Origin of the sequence: Streptomyces sp. NPDC051452, assembly GCF_044454765.1 — a bacterium.
Lineage (GTDB): Bacteria > Actinomycetota > Actinomycetes > Streptomycetales > Streptomycetaceae > Streptomyces.
Genome location: NZ_JBITEB010000001.1, coordinates 1,246,904 through 1,262,552 on the forward strand (window position 1 = coordinate 1,246,904; position 15,649 = coordinate 1,262,552).

Annotated in this window: 13 protein-coding genes and 1 pseudogene; 5 read left to right on the top strand and 9 right to left on the bottom strand. The window is 67.8% G+C overall.

Annotated features, from left to right (window positions below):
- Positions 1–8 precede the first annotated feature (8 nt).
- Together ACIBA9_RS05290 and ACIBA9_RS05295 are read right to left on the bottom strand one after the other, a co-directional pair.
- Positions 9–1,157, bottom strand: a complete 1,149-nt coding sequence (locus tag ACIBA9_RS05290) for a serine hydrolase domain-containing protein (RefSeq protein WP_399359951.1) — start codon at positions 1,155–1,157, stop codon at positions 9–11.
- 519 nt (positions 1,158–1,676) lie between these two features.
- Entirely contained in the window at positions 1,677–2,174 is a 498-nt protein-coding gene (locus ACIBA9_RS05295; RefSeq protein ID WP_399359952.1) for a DUF4232 domain-containing protein, read from the bottom strand.
- Between the two features lie 476 nt (positions 2,175–2,650).
- On the opposite strand from ACIBA9_RS05295, the pseudogene ACIBA9_RS05300 reads away from it, so the two are divergent.
- Positions 2,651–3,525 (top strand): annotated as a pseudogene (locus ACIBA9_RS05300) (IS5 family transposase); the annotation flags it as partial.
- Positions 3,526–3,616: 91 nt separating this feature from the next.
- On the opposite strand, the gene ACIBA9_RS05305 reads toward ACIBA9_RS05300, so the two are convergent.
- The gene (locus ACIBA9_RS05305; RefSeq protein WP_399359953.1) at positions 3,617–4,498 is read right to left on the bottom strand and encodes an alpha/beta fold hydrolase; all 882 of its coding nucleotides are present in this window, start codon (positions 4,496–4,498) and stop codon (positions 3,617–3,619) included.
- A 1,234-nt stretch (positions 4,499–5,732) separates the two neighbouring features.
- On the opposite strand from ACIBA9_RS05305, the gene ACIBA9_RS05310 reads away from it, so the two are divergent.
- Entirely contained in the window at positions 5,733–6,041 is a 309-nt protein-coding gene (locus ACIBA9_RS05310; protein ID WP_399359954.1) for a hypothetical protein, read from the top strand.
- Positions 6,042–6,150: 109 nt separating this feature from the next.
- On the opposite strand, the gene ACIBA9_RS05315 is transcribed toward ACIBA9_RS05310, so the two are convergent.
- Both ACIBA9_RS05315 and ACIBA9_RS05320 read right to left on the bottom strand, forming a co-directional pair.
- The gene (locus ACIBA9_RS05315) at positions 6,151–6,594 is read right to left on the bottom strand and encodes a hypothetical protein (RefSeq protein ID WP_399359955.1); all 444 of its coding nucleotides are present in this window, start codon (positions 6,592–6,594) and stop codon (positions 6,151–6,153) included.
- 30 nt (positions 6,595–6,624) lie between these two features.
- Positions 6,625–8,211: a restriction endonuclease fold toxin-2 domain-containing protein gene (locus ACIBA9_RS05320; protein ID WP_399359956.1), complete on the bottom strand. Its 1,587-nt coding sequence runs from the start codon at positions 8,209–8,211 to the stop codon at positions 6,625–6,627.
- A gap of 635 nt (positions 8,212–8,846) precedes the next feature.
- On the opposite strand from ACIBA9_RS05320, the gene ACIBA9_RS05325 reads away from it, so the two are divergent.
- Positions 8,847–9,167, top strand: coding sequence for a hypothetical protein (locus tag ACIBA9_RS05325; RefSeq protein WP_399359957.1), 321 nt, complete (start codon positions 8,847–8,849; stop codon positions 9,165–9,167).
- A gap of 1,027 nt (positions 9,168–10,194) precedes the next feature.
- Here ACIBA9_RS05325 and ACIBA9_RS05330 read toward each other — a convergent pair.
- Positions 10,195–10,566 (bottom strand): STAS domain-containing protein, encoded by a 372-nt coding sequence (locus ACIBA9_RS05330; RefSeq protein ID WP_399359958.1) that lies wholly within the window; start codon positions 10,564–10,566, stop codon positions 10,195–10,197.
- 161 nt (positions 10,567–10,727) lie between these two features.
- Here ACIBA9_RS05330 and ACIBA9_RS05335 point away from each other — a divergent pair, with 161 nt between their 5' ends.
- On the top strand, positions 10,728–11,207 hold the full coding sequence (locus ACIBA9_RS05335) for an ATP-binding protein (protein ID WP_399360023.1): 480 nt from the start codon (positions 10,728–10,730) through the stop codon (positions 11,205–11,207).
- Positions 11,208–11,459: 252 nt separating this feature from the next.
- Here ACIBA9_RS05335 and ACIBA9_RS05340 read toward each other — a convergent pair whose 3' ends face one another.
- Entirely contained in the window at positions 11,460–13,205 is a 1,746-nt protein-coding gene (locus tag ACIBA9_RS05340; protein WP_399360024.1) for a SpoIIE family protein phosphatase, read from the bottom strand.
- A gap of 80 nt (positions 13,206–13,285) precedes the next feature.
- Positions 13,286–13,453, bottom strand: a complete 168-nt coding sequence (locus ACIBA9_RS05345) for a hypothetical protein (RefSeq protein ID WP_399359959.1) — start codon at positions 13,451–13,453, stop codon at positions 13,286–13,288.
- A gap of 168 nt (positions 13,454–13,621) precedes the next feature.
- Between ACIBA9_RS05345 and ACIBA9_RS05350 the strand changes: the two genes are divergently transcribed.
- Entirely contained in the window at positions 13,622–14,077 is a 456-nt protein-coding gene (locus ACIBA9_RS05350) for an ATP-binding protein (RefSeq protein WP_399359960.1), read from the top strand.
- 370 nt (positions 14,078–14,447) lie between these two features.
- Here ACIBA9_RS05350 and ACIBA9_RS05355 read toward each other — a convergent pair whose 3' ends face one another.
- Positions 14,448–15,611, bottom strand: coding sequence for a PP2C family protein-serine/threonine phosphatase (locus tag ACIBA9_RS05355; RefSeq protein ID WP_399359962.1), 1,164 nt, complete (start codon positions 15,609–15,611; stop codon positions 14,448–14,450).
- Between the last annotated feature and the right edge of the window lie 38 nt (positions 15,612–15,649).

The window sequence follows — 15,649 nt, forward strand, 5'->3', positions numbered from 1 at the left end:
TGCGTATGTCAGGCATCCGCCGCGTACCGCCAGAACTCCCTGATCACCGGTGCCGGCACGGGACCCATCGCCGCCACCTGAGTCAGCAGGATGGTGACCGCGCCCGTGGCCGGGATGACGTGTGCCGCTGTGCCCGTGCCGCCGACCCAGCCGTAACGGCCGGGCGTGTTCCACGGGTTGGTCCGGTCGATGTCAACCGAGCCGCCGAAGCCCCAGCCCTGGCCCTCCAGGAACAGCTGGCCGATGTCGCGCTGGGCCGGATTCGTGTGGTCGGTGGTCATCATGCGCACGGAGTCGGCCGACAGCACCCGGCGGCCGTCGCCCGCCACCCCGCCAGCCAGCAACATCCGGCAGAAGGCCAGCCAGTCGTCGGCGGTCGAGGCCAGCCCGCCATTGCCGAGCGGTAGCGCGGGCAGGCTACTCCACTCGCCGTCCGGGCCGTCGGCGAGCCCCAGGCTGCCGTTGTCGCCTGGCCTGTAGAAGCTGGTGAACCGGCCCCGCTTGGCGGCCGGCACCTCGAAACCGGTGTCCAGCATGCCCAGCGGCCCGAAGATCCGCTCCGTCAGGAACTCCGGCAGCGGCTGTCCGGTGACCCGCGAAATCAGTACCCCCTGCAGGACGGAGCAGGTGTCGTACAGCCAGGCAGCGCCCGGTTGGTACAGCAGCGGGATGCGGCCGAGCGCCGCCATCCACTCGTCGGCCGGCGGGAAGTTGCTCGGCACCCGGCCGTCCTTCTGGACCGTGAACAACTCCTGCACCGCCGGCAGTGTGAAGTCGGAGGGGAATCCGTACCCGGCCTGGGAGGCCAGCACGTCGAATACGGTGATGGGCCGGTCGGCCGGCACCACGTCGTCCACGGGGCTCGCCGGCGTGCGTACGACCACCGGCTTTCCCAGTTCGGGCAGCCACATCCCGATCGGATCGTCGAGTGCGACCCTGCCCTCCTCCACGAGGATCAGCAGTGCGGCGGCGGTGACGGACTTGGTGATCGAGGCGACCCGGAAGATGGAGTCCCTCGCCATCGGGGCGCCGTCGTCGGCGTCCTGCGCGCCGACGGCCACCACCTCGACCTGGTCACCCCGGGCCACGAGGCCAACCGCTCCCGGCAGCGTGCCGGCACCGACGTGGGCTTCGAGCAAGTCGTGCAGGGTCGTCATAAGGCCGCCTTCCAACAGAGTGCTGTCGAAAGACAGACTCCAGCACGGGCCGGGAATCATCGGCGTCGACAGGTCTGGTGGCCGAAACCTCGTTACGGGGCTCTTGGCCCTGAACTTCCGTCGGCTTTCAGATGGCCGCGTGCGGAATGCAGGCCCCGTCGAGGTCGTACCGGATCAATGCATCCGCCTTGTGCCGGCCGCCCGGCTTCCCGTGCTGGAAGGACTGAAGGCTTGAAGGGCAGCTTGTCGTCCGGGTCGTAGTGCCCGGCATCGAGCGTGCAGACGTCTCCCTCCGTGTTCTTGTCCGCGCGGTGCACAGACCGCCGGCCTCACCCAGTGCCTCCAGCATCCGGCGCCGCGCTTCCGAAAAGACACCCCTGCACTGACCGCGCGGAGGCCTCCACCGTGCATCGGCAGTTCGGTTCGCCCGACATGGAATTCGGCAATGCGCCAGACGCATCGGTCCATCGATCGGATGTTGTTGGGCGCCGGTCACCACCGTGGACGGGGTGGGGTGGGTCAGGTGATCGGGCTGACGAAGTTGCCGGGGCGGCTTGCCGCCTCCTGCCGGGTGACGCTGCCCCATTTCCATGTGAGCGTCTTCACGGTGCCCCCGGGCAGGGTGACGACGGCCTGGTCGGGGCGGATGATCTCGTGCCCGTTCTTGCCGTTGTCGCTGAGGAAGGTGACGTTGAACTTCGCGGTCTTGCCGGGGGCGAGAGCCACGCTGTTGCCTCCCGGCTGTTGCAGCAGTGTTTCCGGCTCGCCGTTTGTGGTGAGCATGACCGATGGCGCGCCGAGCAGGGCGCATGTGTGGTCTCCGGTGTTCTTCACCTGGACGCCGACCGTTTCCTGCCGCTTGCTACCGCCGTGCTTGGCAGTACCGCCGACCCAGGACAGGGCGGCGTTCCTGCAGGCAGGAGAGCTGGGGGCAGCCGCGGCCGGGGCGGCGGCGGGCACGGACGAGATCAGTGCGCTGGCGGCGACGCCCAGTGCGATCTTGCGGGTGCGCTGCATGAGTGCCTCCGGCGAGCGTGACGGGAGTGGACCTAGCAGGTACCTGGTACCGCGGATGAGACGGAAGACCCCTCTTGAATGATGAACCACTGAACGGTCAACCACCGGAACCCGCTGAATGGCAGCGAGCTGTCGGCCGACAACCGGGAGGAGCTGCCCGACCTCCACGCGGGAGACGTCGACAAAGAGCAGTCAGTTCATTCGGGCGACACCTCATGGCAGTGACCAGGCTGTCCCGCGCGCAGCCTGGTCGGCTCACCCTTCGGGGGACATGTGGGCATGTGCCGCGCTGCTGGTAGCTCCCAGGCACACGGGCTCCCGCAGCAGCCCAGAAGGTCCGGGAGTCCTGGAAGTGGCCGCCCAGGGTGTGCCAGGACAGGCGGGGTGCTCGCGGCGCAGGGCCCTCAGGGCCGCGGTGGCTAGGGCCTGTCCAACGGATCATGTGACCGTAGCGGGCCTGGCTCGTTGGCCTGTCCGTGGGGCGGGGAGATCTGTCGAACGAGGAATGGGCCCGGCTGAAGCCGCATCTGCCGAAGTCCGCTAAGCGGGGCGGTCGTTGGGTGAGCCATCGGAGGGTCATCAACGGGATCTTGTACCGGAATCGCACCGGGGTGCCCTGGCGGGATCTGCCTGCGCGTTTCGGCAAGTGGAAGACCGTGTATGAGAGGCATAGACGCTGGTCGGCGGACGGCACGTGGGACAGGCTCTTCGCCGCTGTCCTGGCTGACGCCGACGCGGAGGGCCGTATCGACTGGTCGATGGTGAGCGTGGACTCCACCTCCTGCCGGGCTCACCAGCACGCTGCCGGCGCCCGCAAGCGACGCCCGCGGGTGCCGGGAAAAGATCAACGCCCCGGCAGCACCGCTCCGACGAGGGGCTCGGACGCTCTCGGGGCGGCCTCACCTGCAAGGTCCACCTCGTTGGGGAAGGCGGACGCCGCCCGCTGGCCCAGCTGATCACGCCAGGCCAGTGGGGCGACGCCCCACAGTTCATCCCCATCATGGAACGTGTCCGAGTCGCCCGTCTCGGCGGCGGACGTCCGCGCACCCGACCGGACCATCTCGGCGGTGACAAGGCGTACTCGTCGCGCCGCAATCGCCGATACCTGCGACGACGCCAGATCAAGCACACGATCCCCGAACCGAAGAACCAGCGGGCCAACCGCCAGAGCCGCGGCAGCAGGGGCGGCCGGCCTGCGGGCTTCGACAAGACGATCTACGAAAGGAGGAACGAAGTCGAGCGAACGATCAATGCGCTCAAGACCTGCAGGGCCGTGGCCACGAGGTACGACAAGCGTGCCTACATCTTCCACGGCACCATCATCATCGCCTCGATTCGACTCTGGCTGCGCCCAAGATCTGGGACAGACCTTGCGTACTCGAGGCCGGCACCAGTACCGGAGCAGCCGCATCTCCCCTCAATGCTGCTCTGGACGTGCTTGCTCAACCGGTATGGGTCACCACGGCATCGATGAGCTCGGGCCAGAGTGCACGCGGGCGATCGTGGCCCATGTCGGGGACCAGCAGGAGTTCGGCGCCGGGCACCAGCTCCGCGGTGCGTTTCCCGCCGCTGGGGTCGATCAGCGTGTCGTCCAGGCCGTGGATCACCAGCGTCGGCACCCGCAGCTCACGCAGTGCATCCGCACGTGAACCGCTGAGGATCATCGCGCCGAGCTGCCGCCCGATCCCCTCGGGGTAGTAGGCGCGGTCGTAGCTCGCGGCGGCCAACTCACGCAGCACCGAGGCGTCGCCGTATCGCTTGGAGGCCCACACCAGTTCCCGCTCCGCCGCCGCAACGTATCCCTCGCGGTCCACGGGCTTGGGACTGAACAGCACCGCCTGGGCCTCCGGGCTGGACTGGCCGTATTCGCTCTCGCCGGTCGAGGACATCATCGACGTCAAGGTCAGCACCCGCTCCGGGCAGGAGAGGGCCATCACCTGGGCGATCATCCCTCCCATCGAGGCACCGACCACGTGGGCGCGTTCGATACCGAGCGCGGTGAGCAGGCCGAGGCCGTCACCCGACATGTCGAGAAGCCGATAGGGAACCATGGCGAGGGCGGCGGGAATGTCTCCCGAGCTGACGGCGGCGATGAACTTGCCCATGTCCACAGGATGATCGTCGAACTTGGTGGACAGCCCGCAGTCCCGGTTGTCGTACCGGATCACGTAACGGCCGCGGTCTGCCAGTGCTCGGCAAAAGTCCTCGTGCCAGGCGAGCATCTGCGCGCCGAAACCCATCACCAGCAAGACTGGCGGGTCTCCAGGGTCGCCGAAACTCTCGTACGCGATAGACACCTCAGGGGACACGTCAACGATCGACATGCACGGAGACTGTCATAGTCATCCACGGAGCGCACCCAGAATATCGCCCGGTGACCTGCACATACTTTCCTGGCTTCTGCCCATGATCCGTCGGACAGGCCCTAGGTCGCGCCGTTGGTGCTTCCCATGGTGTAGCGCTGCTCGACCCAACCGAGTCCGCAGGGGGTGCAGACGTGTGGTCGACGGCGAAGGCCACGTCACCGGTGAGGTGCGCGGCGTGCTCCCTCCAGCCGGGCCGTTCCGAGGGGGCGTGCCCTATCGGGGCGCGTTCAACCGGATCATGATCCAGCCGACGGACTGGCGGCCCCATCTTCCGCCGCTGATCGCATGGAGGAACCGATGCCAGGGCGTGCCCTCAGGCGCCCACGCCACGTCTTTGGCCTACGCGGCCAGTGCCATGGCCACTTCTTGCTCCTCAATGCTCCCCATGTCGTTCAGCCTGCCCAGGCAGCCGACGGCCTCCCGTGCTGAAGCATCTCGAAGGGGTCCACGTGGGCCTTGTGTGTGGTTCGTTACTCACTTTCGAGTGAACGCCGGCACGGCTGCGGGGTGGCGTGTCCTGGCGGGTGCAACTGTCCGCCCTGTGATCCTGCGGCTCACCTGGTTGATGGTCCGTCAACTTAATGCGGAGACGCATAGTTGGGCATTGCAGGTGACCGTCATAGAATCTTGCTGTAACTGTCATAGCCTCCGCATTTCCCTCGCATGCCGCGGGGCTGAACGGCAGGGTGTGGTGCGTGTCGCCGACCGGCTGCATCACCCGCACAACGCACCCGCCCGCCTCGTGGTTTCGCTGCCCTGCGCCGAGGGTGGGTGCACACGAAGGGGGGACCTGCGTGTCCGCTACCTCGCTCCGCCGTCTGACCGTCGTCGCAGGCATCAGCCGCCGCTCCGGGCGCGATCGCGCTGTCTGCCGCGGCCGCCGACCACCACCACGGCGATCGGCACCACTACCAGGCGGCCGTCTATTTCTCCGGCGTCTGGAACAACGATCACGGCACCACGACCCCGCGCAACGACCACGGCCGCTTCGTCGACTACGCCTCCTGGGGCCGCCACCGCGGACTTCGCCACTGACCTGAACCGACCAGCCGGCGCTCCAGTGGCCGCTGGCCGGTCGACGGAATAGGGATGCGGGCCGGCCCTGTGTGCGGCTCGCCTCCGGCGCCTCTCCCCGGCCGCAGTGCCGCGGTTACTCGAGTGCTGCCGTGACCCCACCCCCTGGAGCGATCACATGTCCGCTGTCACACAGGCAGCCTTTACCGCCGGCGACGTCACCCACCAGCTCACCGCCGACACCGTCCGTGCCGCCGCCGCCCGCCTGGCGCCCGCCGACTCAGCCGACCCCCATCCCAACCGCAGCTGGTATGGCCTCGTCGGCACCCACCTGTACTACGTGGTCGACCTGGTCGAAGAAGCCACCGGCGTCAGGGATGTGAAGGTGAAGACGGCCCGTCTGAGACTCGCCGAACTAGGGTTCCCCGTCTTCGCCCTGGCCTGGAACACGCTGCTGACCCAGGGGTACCCCGGACACACCGGCTGACTGCTCCCCGGCACCAGCCGTCGAACGAACCCGATCGGCGCGGATCCCCATGCTGGTTGGAGAACGTGTTCCTCGAAACCGCGAGTATCGCGACGGAGGCGGCGCTCTGTCAGTCGAGGCCGCCGGTCTCTTCGAGGTGCTGGACGAAGGATGCCACGATCCTGGGGCGGGTCGCGTCGGGAAGCAGGGTGTCCTCGACGTCTTCCTCGATCCCCCATTCAGTGTTGAACATGATCGGGACGTCGGCCGGCACGACGTTGTTCCTGAGCCACAGGGCGAACCGTGCTGCCAGGTGGGCGTTGCAGTCCAGGACGGACACGCCTTCAGGAGTCTGGCGGGCCATACCTTCCAGGTCTTCGTCCTCGAGGGTGATCCCGAAGCTCATGAAGGCCCCGCGTACAGGCCCGCCTCCGTCTTCGACGCGAATGAATTCGTCCGGGTTCCGCTCTCGCAGCCGCGTTGCCAAGGTCTCGAAGGTCAGGCCCCAGCTCTGCCCGTGAGGGGGAGTGAAGACGAACATGGTGCGGAGCTCCGCGATCTGTTCCGGTTTCATGGCGGTGCTTCCTTTGTGACGGAGCGGTGGTCAGGGGACGTAACGGGCGTGGCTTTTGACGCCCCATGCAGCCATCATGATGCGCCAGTACTGGACGGCTTCCTGGTGGTTGGTGACCGTCTCGACACCGCGCATCTCCTTGTTGCGGGGGTCGTTGAGCGCGGCAGCGTATTTTCGGAGTTCCACGCGGTCCTTGTCGTAGAGGAAGTCCTTTTTGCCCGTTTCATGGTTTATCCTGAGGTCTTCCAGCGAGCGGTAACACCGCTGGTCGGGCTTGTTGACGTACTTCGCCTCTACCGCCATTCCGTCGAGGTTGCGGAAGCCGTCCACCATCAGCGTGTTCGACTTGCCGTGACCTGGCGGGATGGGGACCTCGTACTCCGGGAAACCTGCCACTCGCTTCTGGTAGGCGACTTCGGCCGGCCGGCCGCCAGAGATGTCCCCCTTGTTCAGGGTGTCGAGCCATGTCTGAAACTTTGTTCCCTCGGAGGGCGTGAGTTGCGGGAAACGTGGGTCGGGCGGAATGCCTGGAGGGACCGGCTGAATGTGGGGGGTATTGGCGGGGAGGGGGCGGTAGGCGGCCGGAACCAGGGTCGGCACGCGGATGAGCGGGCCAAGGAGCGGCGGAAGGCCGGGGAGGAAGCCACCGTGGTCGGGCTGCGGCATCTTCACACGGGACTTGGAACTGTCCAAAGCGTGAGGGATCTTGCCGAGTGAGGTGATGCGCGTATCGTCGGATATGAGGTCGTGCAGGCCACCGTCGTGTCCGTCACCTCCGAAGCGAGGCTGTTCCCACGGCCACTGGAAGTCACCGGTGAGGGAGTTGTTCTCCAGGGGCAGCCGTTGCTTGGCCGTTTCGACGTGGTCGGCGTAGGCGTCACAGGCGTTCGCGAGCATGGTGCAGGCGGTTGGCAGGTTGGCCAGCAGAGTGTCGTGATCGCCGACCTCGCTGGGTGGTGGTGTCTTGCCGACGAACTTCTCGAAGAAGGCCTCGACCGCGTCAGCAGCATGGCCCGCCTGATCGAGGGTGGCCGTCTTCCAGGCGTCGCGGGAGTCCCAGTACGCGTCGCCGAGAATCTTGGCAGCACTGCGCCAGGATTTGGCGACGGTGCGCAGCTTGTGCGGCTGCCCGAGGAACCGTTCGTTGAAGAGGTATTGATCGAGGCCGCTGGTCTCCCCAACGACGTTGGGCAGGTCCTCCGCGTTGTGACTGGCGAGTGGGCTGCAGTCCGGCCCGGATGGCTGTACACCGATCCCTGGCGTCAGGGGGCTCTCTTCCAGGAGCTTGGCTGCCACTTTGTCGTCGCGCTTCAGGAGCGTCTCGGAGGCATCGAGCAGCGCCCCGGCGCCGCTGGCCATCACCTGGTGGGCGAAGGACGACTTGTCGAAGACCGTCTGCACGGCTTCCGTGTACACCTTGGCAAAGGCCCTGCCGGCCGCGCCGTCACCGGCCATGCCCCCGTTGGCACTCAGGTCCGTGAACAACAGACCCATCATGTCGTAGACCAGATTACGCAACCCCACCATAGACCAAGACGCGTTGACGAAATTTTCCGTCTGATGCCGCAGATCCACTGTGCCCCCGTAGCCCTTGCCAACGCCGCTGACACCGTACACGGTTGCGAACCAGAAGCTCTGGTGAAGGATTGACGTTCAGCCACCTTACGGAGCACAAGGATGCAGTGGCCGGGGCGCGGATTCGCATCTCGTGCTCATGCACTGAGGTGCTCGCACGGATGCACTTGTTCGCACCCGAAGCGCTGAACCGTTTCCCGGCCCACGGGTGGCCCACCATGGGACATTCGTGTCACAGAACGGCGGCCCGGCCCGGTACGCCCAAGGCGCTACAGGACATCTACAACGTTGAGGACTGCGCCTTCGCGTTCAAGGCGATCAAGACGTTCGCCCAGCTCTACGGCCAAGTTACCCAAGGCCGTCAAGGAAATCACCGACGCTTAGGCCGAGCTGCCGGCGTTAAACGACTTCCCCGCCGAGCACTGGATCCACCTACGGACGACCAACCCGATCGAGTCCACACTCGCCACCATCCACCTGCGCACCAGGGTCACCCGCGGAGCCGGCTCCCGCACCGCCGCCCTGACGATGGTCTTCAAGCTCGTCGAGTCCGTCCAGGCCGGTGGCAGGCAGTGAACGCAACCCACCTCGTCGCCCTCGTCCGTGCCGGAGCCCGCCTCAAGCCCGGCCAGCTTGTCGAGCGCCCCCCACCGCTGGGGCGTAGGGTCTGGTGCACCTTGACCGACCACCACACTTACGGCACCAGCACCCACACCGCCGGCGAGCTGGTCCGGCTCGTCAGTGGCCGCCTCGGGCTGGTCTTCACCGAGCGCGACAGCGACTACCGGGGCGCCTACCGCCTCGCCAGCTTCCCTAACGGGCGAATCGAGATCCAGCCCTACCCGATCCCCGGCGATGACGATGGCGACGACCTTCACGCCCCGGAACATCCAGCCGCCCGGTGCTGTTGCTCACCACCACACCGACCCCGGACCTCGCTCCGGACCCGCCTGGACTCCATCGAAGGACTCACCCACCTGAACCACGAGACAGCGTGAACAGCTACTGGTCCTCAGCTCTTGGCAATTGTTCCAACGTCCCCAGGGTTCGCCGAACGTCCCCACCGACGTGCTTGTGTCTCTTGGGATCGTCGGCCGCTGAGCGCAGATGCTCCTCCAGCTGAGGCACCAGCCTGCAAATCTTCATCAGTGCTCGAACTGAGCCAGTGGTGGAAGGTGAGGCGGAGCATGTCTCGGTGCGGGCACCCGCGGCCGGCCACATAGTCGTACGGTGTCGACAACCCGAGCAGTGGGGCGACTCCCCGCAGATCGAAGCGGTCATGGAAGCCATCCGGGTTCCGAGGCCGGGGCTCGGCAGGCCGCCCAAGCGCCCGGCCGGGGTGCAGGCCGACAAGGCCCACGACTCCCGTGGCAATCGCCTCAAGCGTGGGTCGCGTAGCGGGCGGTCACCGACGTTTGACCAGGAGGACTACAAGCAGCGGCACGCTGTCGAGTGTGGAATCGACCGGCTCAAGGCGCCAGCGGGCCGCTGGCACTCGGTACGACGAACCCGCCGTCCGCTACGAAGCGACAGTGCCGCATGATGTCCTGCGAGATCAAGGGAAACGCCTGCCGGATCCGGACGCGAGACGGGAACCGAGACGGGTTATTTCTCTCCATGCGGTCGGCTGGTGACAGCCCAGGACCGGTGCGACCGTAGGCGCATGGGCCTGTGGATGTCGTGGACGCTGGAGGGCGTGGGCAGTGCTGGGCAGACAGTGGCTGATGTCGCGGCGGCTGTCAGGGCCCTGGATGGCTCCGTCGAACGGTCGCGGCGGGCTTTCGGCCCCAACGAGCTGGAGTGGCAGAAGCTGAAAGGCGCGGCAGATCAGATGGGCGCACGAGTCCTCGATGAGGGCCACACGGCTCTCAAGCGAGGTCGACCGTGGTCGCTCTCTGTTGGTGGCGTGTCTGTTCTGCTCATCCCTCGGCGTACTCAAGATCGATCTTAGAAGCACAGGCGCAGTACTTGACGTACAACGGGTGCACGCGGCGTCCGTGCGGGCTGTTCCCCGGCGGCAGGTGGTCAGGCGTTGAGGGCCTCTTGCACGCTGGGATAGCAGGGGAGGATGTGGGGGAGGCCGACGATGTTCAAGGTGCGCATGACGGACGGCTGTACGTCGGCCAGGCGCAACCAGCCGACCTCGGCGGCTGTGATGTCGAGATGGGCGGCGAGCAGGATGTTGATGCCGCTGGAGTCCATGAAGGTCACCTGGCGCATGTCGACGACGATGCGCCGGCCCGGAGTGTCGCGCTCGTCCAGGGCGTGCCGGAGTGTGTCACCGGTGTGGTGGTCGATTTCTCCGGCCGGCGCCAGCACGCGGATGCCGTCGGTGGCTGTGGTCTCGACCGTCAGCTGGCCGGTGTGCCCAGCGCCCGTGGTTTCTCCCTTAGACATGCCGGTGATCCTGGCACACCCAGGCCCTCGTGCGTAGTGCCGTCCGGCCTGGTGCGAGCGACCTCCGGTGTGGTTGATCCGACAGGAAATCATGGCTTGATCGGCGGTCGCGCGGGTACGGGTCAGGAAACTTGTGAGTGGGGGAGCGAATGGCGGGCGTGATGGAATCAGACCCGGCGCCGACAGGCGGCACGGCGTCGGACAGGCCGGTCATCAAGACCAGTGCTGCCCTCGTGGGAGACGGCACGGACATCGCACAGGCTCGTCATCTGGCAGTCGGTTTCCTCACCCGGGTCCAGGCCGAACACGGTCTGCCCGTCTCCCAGCGCGCCATGGACCTCACGCAGTTGGTCGTCAGCGAGCTGGTGACCAACGCCCGTAAGTATGCGCCCGGACCGGTGTTGCTGGATCTCAAGATCGCCGGCGACACGGTCGAGGTCGTGGTGTGGGACTCCGACCCGGTGCTGCCGATCGCCCGCGCCGCGGACGCCGGCCGGGTCGGCCAGCATGGTCTGGAGATCGTGATGGCCGTCGCGCAGGGCTTCGAGGCGCAACGCGAGCCGGTCGGTAAACGCATCACCGCCCGCATCGCCCTCGCAGACGATCCGGGCGGCGCCGTGTCGGGACGCCACCCCCTGTAGATCCCGGCGCAGGCGATCTTGAATAAGGCGATCGATCGTCTGTGGGTTGGCCCGGGCACGCGAGAACATGGCTAGGTGCGGCGACTTCTTGGCGTGGTGGCCGGCTCCCGATGGCTGGCTCCCCATGGCCGGCGCCCGATGGGCCGAAGGGCAGCGGGGTGGGGCCGTCGGCTTTCCTCGGAGGCGCCGGACAGCATCACCTTTCCCTGCGGGGGCGTCGTGCCATGGGATTTACTCGCCCTGCCATGGGACTTACTCGCCGCTCAGCGGGGTGGGCTGGTGACGTTCTCGGGTGGGTGTGCGCAGGACGAGAAGCGCGACGTCGTCGAGGCCCGGTGGCTGGACTCGGTGCAGGAGCTGGTCGGTGAAGGACGGCAGGGAGCGGTGGGCGAGAGCGGCCGCATGCTGGCGCAGTCGGTTCAGGCCGTCGTCGAGGGTATGGCCCGGTCTTTCGACGAGTCCGTCGGTGTACAGGAGCAGGGTGCAGCCCGGTGGCAGGAGGACGGTGGCATCGGGGCGGGGCGCATGGACGCCCGTTCCCAGCAGGAGGCCATGACCGTCGGTGAGGTAGTTCGCCAGGCCGTCGTGGGTGATGAGCAGCGGCGGGGGGTGGCCGGCGTTGGTCCAGGACAGCTGCCACTGGCCGTCGCTGGTTCTCGTCACCCGGGCGAAGACGAGGGTTGCCATGGTGACGTCCGTGATCGGCATCATCGCCTCGTCCAGGCGGCTCACCACCCGGCTCGGAGGCTCTTCCCGGAACCAGGCGTAGGCGCGCAGCATGTTGCGCAGCTGGGCCATGCCGGCGGCGGCCTCCAGATCGTGTCCGACGACGTCACCGACGGCGAGCGCGGTCGCACCGTCAGGCAGGGTGAAGGCGTCGTACCAGTCGCCGCCGACTTGTGAGGCGTCGGGGGAGGGGAGGTAGCGGACGGTCATCTGCAGCCCTGGCACGCTCGGCATCTGCGGCAGCAGGTGGTTCTGCATGGTCTCGGCGACCTTGCGCTGGCGCTGGTAGAGACGGGCGTTGTCCAGCGCCAGGCCGGCACGGCGCGCGATGTCCTCCAGCAGGGACAGGTCGGCGCGGGTGAAGGCGGCGGGTTGGCCGGCGCGGCCGAGGGTGAGGGCCCCCAGGACGTCGCGGGTGCTGCGGATGGGGGCGATGGCCGCCGAGTGGATGCCGGTGGTGTCGAACAGACGGTGCTGCTCGGCTGTGAGCCCCGAATCCGGAGCGCGCCGATAGATGGCGGGGTCGGCCAGGGCAGACGTTACTCCCCGCAGAGCCTGGGCCAGGGGCATCCGGGATGCCTCCGGGATCGGCGGCATCGGCCCTTCCAGATCCCCGTGGTGGACCAGGGTGGTGCCGTCAGCCTGGACGACGGCCGTGCGCCACACCTCGTCGCGTTCGGTGATCAGGTCGATGACTGCCCAGTCCGCCAGGCCCGGCAGCACCAGACCCACGAGTCGGCGCAGCACTTCCTCGGTGTCGAAGGTGGACGTCAGCTGGGTGGTGGTCTCAGCAAGCAGAGCGAGCCGTTCGAAGTCGGTCAGTGTCGCGACGGCCTGCTCGAGGCGCGGTCCGGTGTCAGGGGCCTGCTCCGGGTGGAAGATGACGAGTGTGCCGGAGCGTCGGTCACCGAGCTCGTACGGCGTGACCGTCCAGGAGACGGAGAGCAGGGAACCGTCGGCCTGTTCGAAGTACTCGTTGCCGTCCTGGGCCGTGCTTCCGGGACGCAACGCCTGCCGCATGCCGCACCGCGTCGTCGGCAGCTGTTGACCCTGCGCTCCGCGGTGCAGCAGAGTGTGAGCCTCCTGCCCCACGAGCTCGTCGGCAGGTCGGCCCAGCATGTCTTCGGCGCGGCGGTTGGCGGCGATGATGCGACCTTCGTCGTCCACGACATAGGCTCCCGCCCCGATGGCCTCCAGCGCCGGTATGAGGTCGGCACAGGCCACTGCTGCGGACTGTTCCTCCCCGGTCCGCAGGCTCCGCGGTCCGACCATGCCCACCTCATCCGCAGAATCCACGCTGCTCACCCTCCACACCACTGCCGTATGTCCAACGCGGGCCCAGCCTTCCTCCTTCACCATGCGGTGCGCGGAAAAATCCCGGCGCCGTTCAGCGCCTGAAGGAGCTGGGAGACGCCGTCGCGGTCAACCTCGCCGTGGACGGTCACCACGGTGATGTCTTCGCTCGGCCAGAGGGATCGACAAATGGTTGCCAGCTGGCAGCGCGTGGTTGTCGCCCGCACTCCGCACCCTCCTGACCAGCGGGTCGGCGGGTTCCAACAGTGCTTCCTCGGCGAGGACCGGCTCAGGCATGGTACTGGTTGTGCCCCCGGATGGCCCTGTCACACGTGTATGCACGGCGGGCGTGGTACCCGTCGGGGGGAGACAGCGTCGGAAGGGACGGGGTCGAAGTGGCAGGGCGGATCAACGAGCCGGAGGATGATTGTCGCGGCGGACCGGACGCCGATACGGCGGAGACGACGATCGCCTTGTCCGGTGACGGGTCGTGCATCGCCGAAGCACGCCATCAGGCCACCGCCTTCCTCGCCCGCCATGAGGGTGGGCACCGTACGAGGGTGCCGGCCCGAGTCGCGGGCCTGGCCGTATTGGTGGTCAGCGAGCTGGTCACGAACGCCTACAAGTACGCGCCGGGCCCCATCCGCCTGCGCCTGCGCCTGGGTCGCGAAGCGCTCGAGGTGGAGGTGTGGGACAGCGACCCGGTCCTGCCGGCGGCAAGCGGTGCGGACCCCGAGCGGGTGGGCCGGCACGGCCTGGAGATCGTGCAGGCCGTAGCCGCCGATTTCGCCGTCCTGCGCGACACGGTCGGCAAGTGCATCACCGTACGCATCCTCCTCAGCCCCTCCTGACAGCGGGCGGGCGAACCCCCGCACGCTACGTGTTCCGCTCGCCCACCTCGGCGGCGAACCGCGACCCGAAGCCCTGGGCACCCGGCCGCTCCCAGGACATCGCCGTGCGCGTCGGCCCGTTCATCGAGCGCGCGCACCCGGCCCGGCGACGACCACGGCACCGTGGTGATCGCCGTGCCCTGGTCCACCCCGACACCCCGACACCCCGCTCGGACACCCCGCCACCCCGCTCGCCGCGGCCTACCGCCATGGCCGCCGGCTCGGCCACACCGACCGGGGCCGGCTGCGCTGCGAGACGACCGCGATCCTCGGTGTCTGCCAGCCGGCCCCGAGTGAGGCACTTCGCCAGGTGACTGACCCGGATGGCTGTTCACCGAACTGTCGGGATGCGGGCTGCGATGAGGGTGATGTCGTCGCGGTCGTCGCCGAGGTCGCGAGCGAGTCGGGCGCAGAGCTGGGTCAGGGGAAGGTGCCGGTGGGTGGTGGCGTGCCGGCGTAGGCGGGTCATACCGGTGTCTAGGCCCTGAGTGCGTGATTCGACCAGGCCGTCGGTGTAGAGAATGAGGGTGGCGCCGGGGGGCAGGGTCGTACGGGCGGTGGGGCGGTCGCGGGTGGGATGTACACCCAGCAGGATGGTGTGGCCGCCGGCGAGGTAGGTGGCATTTCCGTCGGCGGTGAGCAGCAGCGGCGGGGGGTGGCCGGCGACGGACCAGGCCATGTCCCAGGTTCCGTCCGGGGCGGGATGCAGGCGGGCGAGGATCGCGGTCGCGGAGTCGGCGAGGGTCAGGCGGGCCTGTGCGGTGTCCAGGCGGCGCAGGATCTGACCGGGGTCCTCTTCGGGGCGGTCGACGGCAAGAGCGCGCAGCATGTTGCGCAGTTCGCTCATGCGGGAGGCGGCCTGGATGTCGTGTCCGGTGACGTCGCCGATGACCAGGGCGAGGTCGCCGTGGTCCAGGGGCAGGGCGTCGTACCAGTCCCCGCCGATCTCGGCGGCGTGCTGGGCGGGCTGGTAGTGCGCGGCCAGTTCCAGGTTTTCGACGGCGGGCAGGTCGGTGAGTAGAGCGCGTTGCAGGGTGGCGGCGATGTCGGCCTGGGCGGCGTGCAGACGGGTGTTGTCCAGTCCCAGCGCGGTACGGCGGGCGACTTCCTCGGCCAGGACCCGGTCGGCCTCGGTGAAGGGCGGACTGGCCGGAGCGCGGGTCAGGGTGAGAGCTCCGATGGTGAGGGCGTGCAGCCTGATAGGGACGACGAGTGCTTCCTCGGCTTCCACCAGCGTGAACAGGTCCCTCTCACCGGCTGTGGCCGGCGAGACCTTCACATGCTGGGTTCCGGCTCCCTGGAAGATGCCCGCAAGGGCCTTGGTGTGCAGGGGATGCTCTGCGGGTGCTGAGGAGGCGTCCCAGGATTCCGGCAGAACGCCGGCAGCGTGGTGGGCATGAGCGCTGTGACGGTAGCCGTCACGGTCGGCCAGGTCGATCACGGCCGTGTCCGCCAGGCGTGGAACCAGCGGGCCTTGCCCCCTGATCCTGGACACACGAGACACTGGATCTTGAGGATCTGAGGACGGACATC

What these genes read in the sequence shown, in the direction of transcription:
- ACIBA9_RS05290 (WP_399359951.1), bottom strand. Translation starts at nt 1,157, where the DNA reads ATGACGACCCTGCACGACTTGCTCGAAGCCCACGTCGGTGCCGGCACG.
- ACIBA9_RS05295 (WP_399359952.1), bottom strand. Translation starts at nt 2,174, where the DNA reads ATGCAGCGCACCCGCAAGATCGCACTGGGCGTCGCCGCCAGCGCACTG.
- ACIBA9_RS05305 (WP_399359953.1), bottom strand. Translation starts at nt 4,498, where the DNA reads ATGTCGATCGTTGACGTGTCCCCTGAGGTGTCTATCGCGTACGAGAGT.
- ACIBA9_RS05310 (WP_399359954.1), top strand. Translation starts at nt 5,733, where the DNA reads ATGTCCGCTGTCACACAGGCAGCCTTTACCGCCGGCGACGTCACCCAC.
- ACIBA9_RS05315 (WP_399359955.1), bottom strand. Translation starts at nt 6,594, where the DNA reads ATGAAACCGGAACAGATCGCGGAGCTCCGCACCATGTTCGTCTTCACT.
- ACIBA9_RS05330 (WP_399359958.1), bottom strand. Translation starts at nt 10,566, where the DNA reads ATGTCTAAGGGAGAAACCACGGGCGCTGGGCACACCGGCCAGCTGACG.
- ACIBA9_RS05335 (WP_399360023.1), top strand. Translation starts at nt 10,728, where the DNA reads ATGGAATCAGACCCGGCGCCGACAGGCGGCACGGCGTCGGACAGGCCG.
- ACIBA9_RS05340 (WP_399360024.1), bottom strand. Translation starts at nt 13,205, where the DNA reads ATGGTCGGACCGCGGAGCCTGCGGACCGGGGAGGAACAGTCCGCAGCA.